The sequence below is a fragment of the Flavobacterium sp. genome, assembly GCF_020217025.1.
Taxonomy (GTDB): domain Bacteria; phylum Bacteroidota; class Bacteroidia; order Flavobacteriales; family Flavobacteriaceae; genus Flavobacterium.
Genome location: NZ_JAIWOF010000210.1, coordinates 1 through 10000 on the forward strand (window position 1 = coordinate 1; position 10000 = coordinate 10000).

The 10000-nt window shown below is 32.7% G+C and carries 9 protein-coding genes; 5 read left to right on the forward strand and 4 right to left on the reverse strand.

All coding sequences use genetic code 11. The features are described 5' to 3' along the window. Window positions 1-206: 206 nt before the first annotated feature. Window positions 207-890, reverse strand: coding sequence for a DUF4294 domain-containing protein (locus LDL23_RS10925; protein ID WP_291265729.1), 684 nt, complete (start codon window positions 888-890; stop codon window positions 207-209). A gap of 110 nt (window positions 891-1000) precedes the next feature. Here LDL23_RS10925 and LDL23_RS10930 point away from each other — a divergent pair, with 110 nt between their 5' ends. The 3 genes from LDL23_RS10930 to LDL23_RS10940 all read left to right on the forward strand — a co-directional run bounded on the left by LDL23_RS10930 (window position 1001) and on the right by LDL23_RS10940 (window position 4974). Beyond that, window positions 1001-2095, forward strand: a complete 1095-nt coding sequence (locus LDL23_RS10930; RefSeq protein WP_291265730.1) for a M42 family metallopeptidase — start codon at window positions 1001-1003, stop codon at window positions 2093-2095. A gap of 360 nt (window positions 2096-2455) precedes the next feature. Continuing rightward, complete coding sequence (locus LDL23_RS10935) at window positions 2456-3040, forward strand: hypothetical protein (RefSeq protein WP_291265731.1); 585 nt, start codon at window positions 2456-2458, stop codon at window positions 3038-3040. A gap of 170 nt (window positions 3041-3210) precedes the next feature. Continuing rightward, window positions 3211-4974: an AIPR family protein gene (locus LDL23_RS10940; RefSeq protein ID WP_291265732.1), complete on the forward strand. Its 1764-nt coding sequence runs from the start codon at window positions 3211-3213 to the stop codon at window positions 4972-4974. Window positions 4975-5164: 190 nt separating this feature from the next. Here LDL23_RS10940 and LDL23_RS10945 read toward each other — a convergent pair whose 3' ends face one another. Next, the gene (locus LDL23_RS10945) at window positions 5165-5569 is read right to left on the reverse strand and encodes an ankyrin repeat domain-containing protein (protein WP_291265733.1); all 405 of its coding nucleotides are present in this window, start codon (window positions 5567-5569) and stop codon (window positions 5165-5167) included. 279 nt (window positions 5570-5848) lie between these two features. Between LDL23_RS10945 and LDL23_RS10950 the strand changes: the two genes are divergently transcribed. Next, window positions 5849-6688 (forward strand): AraC family transcriptional regulator, encoded by an 840-nt coding sequence (locus tag LDL23_RS10950; RefSeq protein WP_366935488.1) that lies wholly within the window; start codon window positions 5849-5851, stop codon window positions 6686-6688. A 66-nt stretch (window positions 6689-6754) separates the two neighbouring features. After that, window positions 6755-8332 carry a S41 family peptidase gene (locus LDL23_RS10955; protein WP_291265735.1) on the forward strand — a complete coding sequence of 526 codons (1578 nt, stop codon included), beginning with the start codon at window positions 6755-6757 and terminating at the stop codon, window positions 8330-8332. A gap of 49 nt (window positions 8333-8381) precedes the next feature. Here the strand turns inward: LDL23_RS10955 and LDL23_RS10960 are convergent, their stop codons facing one another. Beyond that, the gene (locus tag LDL23_RS10960; protein WP_291265736.1) at window positions 8382-9332 is read right to left on the reverse strand and encodes a phosphoribosylaminoimidazolesuccinocarboxamide synthase; all 951 of its coding nucleotides are present in this window, start codon (window positions 9330-9332) and stop codon (window positions 8382-8384) included. Between the two features lie 156 nt (window positions 9333-9488). Then, a partial coding sequence (locus LDL23_RS10965) for a hypothetical protein (RefSeq protein ID WP_291265737.1) occupies window positions 9489-10000 on the reverse strand: 512 nt, incomplete at its 5' end.

Sequence of the window (10000 nt, forward strand, 5' to 3'; positions counted from 1 at the left end):
GCAAGTTCAAGAGCAAAGTGTTGCTCGATTGGCGAGCCTGTGGAATAGTTATCTGGAATAGCAAACGTCTTAACTAGCCCCGATGGGAGTGGAAATCTTTTTTTGCCTTGTTTCAATTTCACTTAATAGGACAAGGCAAAAAAAATTGTAGCGGACAGCGGGACTAAGAGTTTTTATGGAATGCAGAACATCTGCTTCTAAAAAAATTATTCTTTAGGCTCCGTTTTTGGCTGGATTTTGATTTTATTAATCCAGTGTTCGTTTAGTTTGTCGAAGTCGATGGGTTTTGAAGGTTCTTGTTTTGAAAGTTGCCCTTGATTAAACGCGGCATTTAAGATACCTTCTATATGGTAATCTTCTTTTACATCAAAAGGTTTGTATTGCGTTTTTAAATTGATGTCGAATAAATACGCCGTGGAGTTGGCCCAAAAGGCTTTCCAACTACTTTTATACTCCTTAATTAAATCGAAAGTGGTGCTTCCGGTTTGGCGGTAGATAAGTTTGACTAGAATTTGACCGTCTTTACGCGATAACTTTTTTAAGCGTGGTTCGAATTCTTCCTCTAAATACTTCTCTACGATTTTAAAGTATTTCTTTTTTTCGCGACTGGTTTTTAGTTTTGCCATGGTGGCGTTTAACTGCGTTAGTTTATCGGCCGTTAATTTGGCATACGGATATACTTTAAAGATTCTTCTCTTTAATATTAACTTGGCTTTTTTATCTTCATCCATCGAATACACATTGTCTGGCGTGAAAATGATTTCCTTTAATTCGATAGAATATATAATAGACGAATCCTGTTGCGTCATTCGTAACGTATCGGTTTCGGTTTGGGCAAACGAGAAAGTAGCGATGAATAGGAATAAACTACTTAATAATGATTTGTACATGCTGATTGATTTTAACTTTTTAACTCACTGCAAAAAGTAAACCAAAATTATCGAAATTATGCGAAACTCTGATATCTTATTTTTAAATTAGCAAAAAATTATATTTTAAGATGAGCACAAAATCGATATTAAAGAAGTCGTCGATGACTTTTTTGGAAAATTATTTGAATAATGCTTCTCCAACAGGATATGAATCGGAAGGACAAAAACTTTGGATGGACTATTTAAAACCATACGTTGATACCTTTATTACCGATACCTACGGAAGTGCTGTGGGCGTTATTAATCCGGATGCGCCTTATAAAGTAATTATTGAAGGTCATGCGGATGAAATTTCGTGGTATGTGAATTACATTACCGATGATGGATTAATCTACGTGATTAGAAACGGAGGTTCGGATCATCAGATTGCGCCATCGAAGCGTGTGAACATTCATACTAAGAAAGGTATTGTTCGTGGCGTTTTTGGTTGGCCAGCGATTCACACACGTGGAAGAAGCGGAAAAGCAGAAGAAACAGCAAAAATTGAAAACATATTTATTGATTGTGGTTGCTCAACGAAAGCCGAAGTAGAAGCTTTAGGCGTTCATGTGGGTTGTGTGATTACATATCCAGACAATTTTGAGATTTTAAACAACGATAAATTTGTATGTAGAGCTATTGATAACCGCATGGGTGGTTTTATGATTGCCGAAGTAGCGCGTTTATTAAAGGAGAACAAAAAGAAATTACCTTTTGGATTGTACATCGTAAACTCGGTGCAGGAGGAAATTGGTTTGCGTGGTGCCGAAATGATTACCCAACGCATTAAACCAAACGTTGCCATTGTTACCGATGTTTGCCACGACACGACTACGCCTATGATTGACAAAAAAATTGAAGGCGATTTAAAAATGGGACGCGGACCAGTTATTGCTTACGCTCCTGCGACACAAAACGTGTTACGTGAAATGATTGTTGACACAGCAGTAGAAAACAAAATCCCTTTTCAACGCCATGCGACTTCTCGCGTTACGGGAACCGATACCGATGCTTTTGCGTATAGCAATGGCGGAGTTGCCTCAGCTTTGATTTCGTTACCGTTGCGTTATATGCACACTACAGTAGAAATGGTACACCGCGACGACGTAGAAAATGTAATTAAACTGATTTACGAAACGCTATTGAAAATTGAAAATAACGAAACGTTTAGTTATTTTAAGTAGTAGTTTTTTGATATAAAAATTTAAGAAGACTGTCCAAAAAGACCTTATTTTGTCAAGCTGAACTCGTTTCAGCTTCTATAAACAATGACTTATTATTGTTTTTTTAGATTCCGAAATAAATTCGGAATGACAAAGCTGACTTTTTTGACAGTCTCTTTTTTTGCGCTTTTTTGAAGATTTATGAAAATGTACAGAAAATCTACAGCAATTTATTTGTGAGAATTTTGTTATATTGCAGAGTGAAATAGTCTTATCAAAGATATAAACCTAAAATTGGGTGGATAAGGCTGATTTTGTCAGAAAATAAACAAGTTATAGCCAATTAAAAAAATGAAAACTAAAACAGTAAAATAAATACATATGAAAATAGAACAGAAATTTGATAAAATTATTGACATTTTATATGATGAAAGTCTTCTTCATTGGAAAGAAATTCCAGCAACAGACATTATAGCATTTGGAAAAAGTAAATTCAATATTGATTGGTCAGACGCAGAAATTAATTTTATAATATCAACCTTACAAAATGATGGTTATATTGTACTAAACAAAACAGATGTTGACTCAATGAAAACTCCAACTTTTTCTCTAACGGCTAAAGGAGTTCAAATGAAACGAAAAGGAGGATTTCAAAAAACTAAACTCGTAGAAGATGTTAAAAATATTATCATTTTATGGGGATCTATAATTGCACTTATTGTAAGTATTATTACAGTATATGATTTTATTAATAAAACTTGGCTAACTAATGAATCAAATATTTGTTGTAATTGTAATTCAAAGTCTGACAACGAAACTAAAGAAAAAAACAATCACAGTACAAATGAAATCAATACTGAAATTAACATAAACGAATCTGACTCAATAAAAACAAAACTTACCGATACAGTTTCCAAAAAAGGAGATTTAAAACTGGAAAAACTACAAAAAAAAACAGATAACTAGCTACTAAGTGATTTTTAGAAATTTGGGCTTGAGGGTTTAATGAAACAAACTTTTTGTATATTTGGCTTTGTCCAAATGGAATTGTTTGTAACAATATAAATCCAAACTTTGCAAAGCCACGAGACTTTAACTACAACCACTAAACTACAATAACATCACAAATAGTTATTATGTCAAAATATTCTACACTTGTAAACATCTTAGATACAATAATTAAAGAAGCTCCAACTTCTATGTCAAAAAAATATTCATCTGACGAATCAGATAATGAGCAATTGAATCAAAGTCGTTCGAGAGCATTTATACATCTGTATTTAAAAGTCAGTTTTGGTCTTTTGTTATTTGAAGAAAGAGAACATTTTTTAACTGACGGTTCATATGACGGAGGTATTGATGGCTATTACATAAATCCTGAAAATAAGACAATCTATTTGATTCAATCAAAGTTTAGAACCAATGATAAAAATTTTGAAAACAAGCAAATTGCTTTTGAAGAAATTTTGACAATGGATGTAAATAGAATACTTGATGGAGAAACTAAAGATGAAAGAGGAAATGAATACAACGGAAAAATAAAACAACTTCAACGAGAAATTTCTAACACCGATAGTATTGGTAGATATTCATATCAAATAGTTATATTGGCTAATCTAGCAGACGTAAAGAGTAGTGATCTTAGAAAATTATCTGGTGGAATCGCTTGTGAAGTTTTTAATTTTGAAACTTGTTATCAAAAGTTAGTTTTTCCCGTAATAACTGGAACATTTTTCAATGCTACTGATTTATCAATAAACATAGACTTAAGCAATAAAAATGCTGGTAGTAAAATCAGCTACACAGTTCAAACAAAAAAAGGAAAATGTGAAATAACAGTATTATTTATTCCAACAATTGAATTAGCAAAAGTTATGTTTAAATACAAAAACTCTATTTTAAAATTTAATCCAAGGAGTTATCTAGGACACGAAGGAAAAAATGTACATAATTCAATTAGAGAAACAATTACACAATCCGAGACAAATGAATTTGCTTTGTTTAATAATGGAATAACAATGCTTTCTGATGAAACTTATATAAATGAAAAAATAGGTCAAAAAAACAAAGCTCAGTTAATAGTTAAAAATCCTCAAATTATTAATGGGGGCCAAACATCATATACTTTAAGTAAAATATTTGAAGAAAATATCGAAAATAATGTTGAAGAAATCTTTAAGGATAAAGAAGTTTTAATAAAAATCATTACCTTACAAGAGAACAATGACATTGCCAACAAATTAGATTTGATTAATGCAATTTCGGACGCAACAAACAAGCAAACTCCAATTATAAATGCAGATAGATTTTCAAACGAGAAACTTCAAATTGATCTTCAAAAAACACTATTCGATAATTATAACCTTCACTATGAACGAAAACGTGGAGAATTTGCTGATGGAATATACAACAATTACATAACCGAAAATTCTATTATAGAAAGAAATCATTTCTACAAAATGTTTTATGCATCTAATGGCAAAATTGATAAAGCATCCGAAAAAAAATTATTTTATAAGCAAGGCTTAACAATAGATGATTTTTCGAAAGACGAATTAGATAATGCTTATTTTGGGCACTTGTGCTTTAAGAGGATTAATGGAGCAAAAAATCCTCATGAAAGAGTTGATATTGCTGATTTTGCCAAGATATATGCTATGACATATGTTTTCAAACCGAAATCAGTTGAAGATTATCAGAATGCTATCGATGAAAATATAGAAGCCTTTAATTCTAAGTGGACCGATTTTCTAAATTATTTTACTAAAAGTACTGTTATAACTAAAATTAGAATTGACAAAATTACAGGAGAAAAAAAATCATATCAAAAAATGGATTATCGAAAATGGTACAACAGCTCAGACTTTGCAAATGATGTGGCTTTTTTCTATAATGACTAATCTAGCAGCGGTTAATAATGATTTTACAAAATTTGGTCTTTAGGGTTTAATGGGACAATCTTTGAATGTTTGGTTTTAGACCGAATGAAAGGTCTAGAACAAAATAAACCAAAACCCCCGCTCCCTTACAAATCCTTTGCTATAGCAAAATAAAAAAACAAAAAAAATCCCGCTTTCGCGGGATTTTCTTTTATCTTCTTTTACGAGCGTCTTTGACCAGTTTAATAATTTCTTCTGATTTTGATTTCTCGGCGTAATCTGAGATGGATAAGCCATTTTTGTCTTCGGCTCTAAAATCGGCACCGTTTCTAATTAAGAAATCTACAATTTGCGGTTGCTTAAATAAAATGGCGTACATCAAAGGCGTTGTACCACGTTCGTCTTTTTTGTTGACGTCTACTCCTATTTCTACTAACTGTTGCACTTTTGCTAAATCGCCTTTACTAATGGCTACATTTAACTGCGAAGGTGCGGGTTTTACAACGGCAACTGGTGTTGTGTTTTCACTTGTTGTAAAGGCATTCGCTGTTACGGCATTGCTAAACAACATTACTACTGCGGGTACGATGACCCAAAATCTGTTCGTTTTTTTCATGATGATTGATTTTTAATGATTGATATGAATAGGACGAACTCTTGACTTATTCGTTACAGCTTTTTTAAAATCTAACATAACTTTAACAAACGGCGTGAGAAAAAGTCGGTAAAATGCTGTCTTTTAATTTCTTGTGATGATTTCATAACGTAAACTTTCTTCTTATCTTTTTGCTACTGTAAAATTCTTACGCAGTAAAATAAATTACGCAACTTATTATATCTTTACAGAGAATTGTGTTTTTAAAAATGTAAAACAAAATCAGTCGTAAATTAAGAAATGAATGCTATCATCATAAAACCTAAGAATGAAATACTGAAACAATATGTGCAGTATTTTCTATACTTTAAAAAGACTGATACTAGCATTTTAAATTATACTACTTTTCCAAACAAAAACTTATGCTTGGCAATTTACAAGCAGAACAATATTAATTACCTCAACCAATCCAATACAAACCATTGTATTATTACGCAAGGAAACAATTACTTTGTTAGTAAACTCTACGGATTTCATAAAATGCCTTTTCAGGTGGATATTAATTCAAGTTTAGACCAAGTTTGTATTATTTTTTATCCTTCGGCTTTAAGAGCTTTTACTACGGTTTCGTATGCTGATTTAATGTGTTCTGATGCTGTTTTTGAAACGGTTTTTTCTAAAAAAAACACTTTCGTTTTAGAACAACTTTTTGAAGAAGAAGATTTCAACAAAAGAACCGAAATTTTAGAAGCATTGCTTTTGAAGAAATTAACCAATGAAATTCCGTATAAGTTAAAAGAAGCGCTACACCTCATCGCAACAAATAATTCCGAGCATTTTTCGATTGAAACGTTGGCTAAAACAATGGAAATAAGCGACAGTTCGTTATTTCGTTTGTTTAAAAATAATTTGGGACAAAACCCAAAATCGTATTTAAAAACCGTTCGATTTCGAACTATTTTAGACGAAATTAAAACGGGGAAACACACGATTACGGAAATTGAGACTCTAAATCAATATTATGACCAATCGCATTTTATAAAAGATTTCAAAATATTCACAGGAAATACGCCTAAAAAACTAATCGAGAAAGTTTCGGTACAACAAGAAGATTTGACTTGGATTTACAATAAAAAGTAATGTGAATGATTTTTACAATTTTAGTCCAAAGGAATTGATTTCTTTTGTACTTTAAATTTAAGTAAAATGAAACAGTTTTTTTGCATTAGTGCTATTTGTTTGTTAATTGCCTGCTCTTCTTCAAAACAATCTACTTCTAATTTAGATGGTTTACCAAAGTTGTCCTATTCGCAAATGTTAGAAGATCACGATACTTTGGTGTCTTTAATCAAACAAACAAGTCCAATTATCTATTTTAATAAAGAAGTAAGAGGAATTGATTTTAACAAACACGCCGAAAACCTCAGAAAGCAAATTAATCCTAAAACTACTACGCCAGAATTTCTTCAAATTGTAGAGAAAACACTAAACTCGGCACAAGACGGTCACACAAACCGATTAGGTCCTGCGCTATTAGACCATATGAAAAAATATGGAATTCCTTCAGGAACGATAAAAGACATTGATAGCGCAGATGCAAAAAACAGTTATGCCTATGACAATTATTTCAAGAAAGAGGTTTACACCAAATTAGATTTGAACTTGATTTATACTTCTGGCGAATACTATAATTTATTGCCTTTTTCATACCAAGGAAAAAATTATCCTACTTCGATGAAACTTATCAGTTGTAACGGGATAGCAATTCATGAATTCGTTAATAATCTTACCGAATTGGCTTCTCCTTTACGTTGGGACAGAACCAATAAAAGAACGTACAAAGAGAATTTTTATCGCCATTCTGAAGTGTATAAAAACAATGTCCTGCAACTCGTTTTTCAAGACAAAGAATCCAAAACACACAAATTGAATATCGTTAAAAATGATGTCGTAACTTTTTTAGAAGAAAGAAATTGGAAATACGGTTACAATGGTAGCAAGGATTCTGTAATTACCCATTATTTTGAAAAACAAGGCATTTTTTACGCTAAACTTCCAAGAATGGAAGAACATCTGGGCGATTCTATTGATCGTCGTCTTGGAAATATTATTCACAAAAATAAAGTGAATGCCGTTGTAATTGACATTAGAGGAAATGGTGGCGGTTTTGACGCGGCTTACAGTACTGCTTTGAAGAAAATAGTTAAAGATACCTTACGACAAAATATGGTGTTAGGAATAAATTGGAGTCCGTACACTCGTAAATATTATGAGTACAATCGCGATTCTATACAGAAAATTCCAATTTTTACTTTTAAAGTTGATGTTCCAAACTTAAAAGAACCTGAAATGTTCTTCATAAAAATGGCAAACGATTTTGTTGTTCCTGATAGTACAAAATATCCGTTTTCTGGTAAAATTTATATTTTGCAAGATCGCTTTATTTATTCGGCGTCAAGTAATTTATCAAGTTTAGCAAAAAATAGTGAGCAATTGATTAACATAGGAGAAACACCTGATTTACTTGGCGGAATGCAGAGAAGTCCTTTTATTTTAATGCTACCCAATAGTAAAGTTATTTTTAGAGTGGAACCTCAAATTGATTTCACCGACAACAAAACGGCAGAAGATACTTTTAAAAACGATGTTGAATATCCAGTCCAATATGCTATTGATCATTTGTATTTACGAACTACAACAAAAGAAAATGTATTTGGAAAAGAGTTTCTTTATAACCACGACCCTATGTTTAAAAAAGTGTTGGAGTTAGAGAATCGCATATAAAACAAAAAATCCCGCTTTCGCGGGATTCTTTCTATATAACAATATGTTTTTATCTATTTTGTAAATAATTCAAAACATTCTTCTCAATTCTTTCATTGATGTTGGAAATATCGGCTTTTACGAATTTTTCTCCAATGATGTTTTCGAATAATTCAATGTAACGTTCTGAAACCGTTTCGATGTATTCGTCGGTCATGTTTGGAATTTGTTGGCCTTCTTTTCCTTGGAACCCGTTTTCAATTAACCATCGACGTACGAACTCTTTTGATAACTGTTTTTGTTCTTCGCCATTTGCTTGTCTTTCAGCGTAACCTTCTGCGTAGAAATAACGAGAAGAATCAGGCGTATGGATTTCGTCGATTAATACGATTTGTCCGTCTTTTGTTTTCCCGAATTCGTATTTTGTATCTACTAAGATTAAACCGCGAGACGCTGCAATTTCAGTTCCTCGTTGGTATAACGCTCTGGTGTATTTTTCTAAGGTTAGGTAATCTTCTTCGGTAACAATTCCGTTAGCTAAAATAGCTTCGCGTGAAATGTCTTCGTCATGCGAACCGTTATCGGCTTTCGTTGTTGGCGTGATGATGGGTGTTGGGAATTTATCGTTTTCTTTTAGTCCTTCTGGCATTTCCACACCGCAAAGGATTCTTCTTCCTGCTGCATATTCACGAGCTGCATGTCCTGATAAATACCCACGAATTACCATTTCTACTTTAAACGGCTCACATAAATGTCCTACCGCCACGTTTGGATCTGGAGTTGCTACTAACCAATTCGGTACAATATCGGAAGTTAATTCCATGAACTTCGTTGCAATTTGATTTAGGATTTGACCTTTGTAGGGAATTCCTTTTGGTAAAACCACATCAAATGCCGAAAGACGGTCGGTAGCGACCATTACTAATAAGTCATCATTGATATTGTAAACTTCTCTAACTTTTCCACGGTAAACCGATTTTTGACCTGGAAAATTGAAATTGGTAGTCGTAATTGTGTTCATTATGTTGTGTTGTTGTTTTATTCCGCTACGCTCCATACAGTTCGGCTCGCCTCGGGTGTGTTGAAGTGCAAAAGTAAACTATTTATTTTCTTTCAAAAAAGATTTGATAAAAAAAGAGAAGCTCAAATGAACTTCTCTTTTATATTTTTTTAAAGATTATTTAAACATAATGTTATACGTTACTCCAACTCCTAATGAACGAATGGCAATGTCTTCGGCAAAGGTGTTTTGGTAATAACCATAAATATTCCATTTTTTGTTGTGATATCCAATTTGGGGATTAAAATACAATCCGCCGGAATTATCAACGTTAGTTAGGAATCCGTAACCAAAATCGGCACCTACAAACACGCCTTCGGTTTGAAAATAATATCTAGCAAAACCAGCTAATGGAACTACTCCGAAATCATCAACCTCATCTTTTCCAAAAAAATGATTGTAACCAGAAGCAATACCAATTCCAAAATGCGGATTGAACAAATATTGTCCTCTCACATCTACTCCCACATTGAAAGACGAAATATCTTTTGCATCTCCCATTGGCACACCAGCAGTTAATCCTGCTTTAAACCAAGAATTCCTAGTTGTGATATCCACTTCTGGAATTTCTTGACCATAACTTAAACCATAACATAACGTGGCTACAAACAAAACGACTTTTTTCATAC

Bases quoted from the DNA above. Each gene is read 5' to 3' on its own strand.
- LDL23_RS10925 (WP_291265729.1), bottom strand. From the start codon at position 890: ATGTACAAATCATTATTAAGTAGTTTATTCCTATTCATCGCTACTTTC.
- LDL23_RS10930 (WP_291265730.1), top strand. From the start codon at position 1,001: ATGAGCACAAAATCGATATTAAAGAAGTCGTCGATGACTTTTTTGGAA.
- LDL23_RS10935 (WP_291265731.1), top strand. From the start codon at position 2,456: ATGAAAATAGAACAGAAATTTGATAAAATTATTGACATTTTATATGAT.
- LDL23_RS10940 (WP_291265732.1), top strand. From the start codon at position 3,211: ATGTCAAAATATTCTACACTTGTAAACATCTTAGATACAATAATTAAA.
- LDL23_RS10945 (WP_291265733.1), bottom strand. From the start codon at position 5,569: ATGAAAAAAACGAACAGATTTTGGGTCATCGTACCCGCAGTAGTAATG.
- LDL23_RS10950 (WP_366935488.1), top strand. From the start codon at position 5,849: ATGAATGCTATCATCATAAAACCTAAGAATGAAATACTGAAACAATAT.
- LDL23_RS10955 (WP_291265735.1), top strand. From the start codon at position 6,755: ATGAAACAGTTTTTTTGCATTAGTGCTATTTGTTTGTTAATTGCCTGC.
- LDL23_RS10960 (WP_291265736.1), bottom strand. From the start codon at position 9,332: ATGAACACAATTACGACTACCAATTTCAATTTTCCAGGTCAAAAATCG.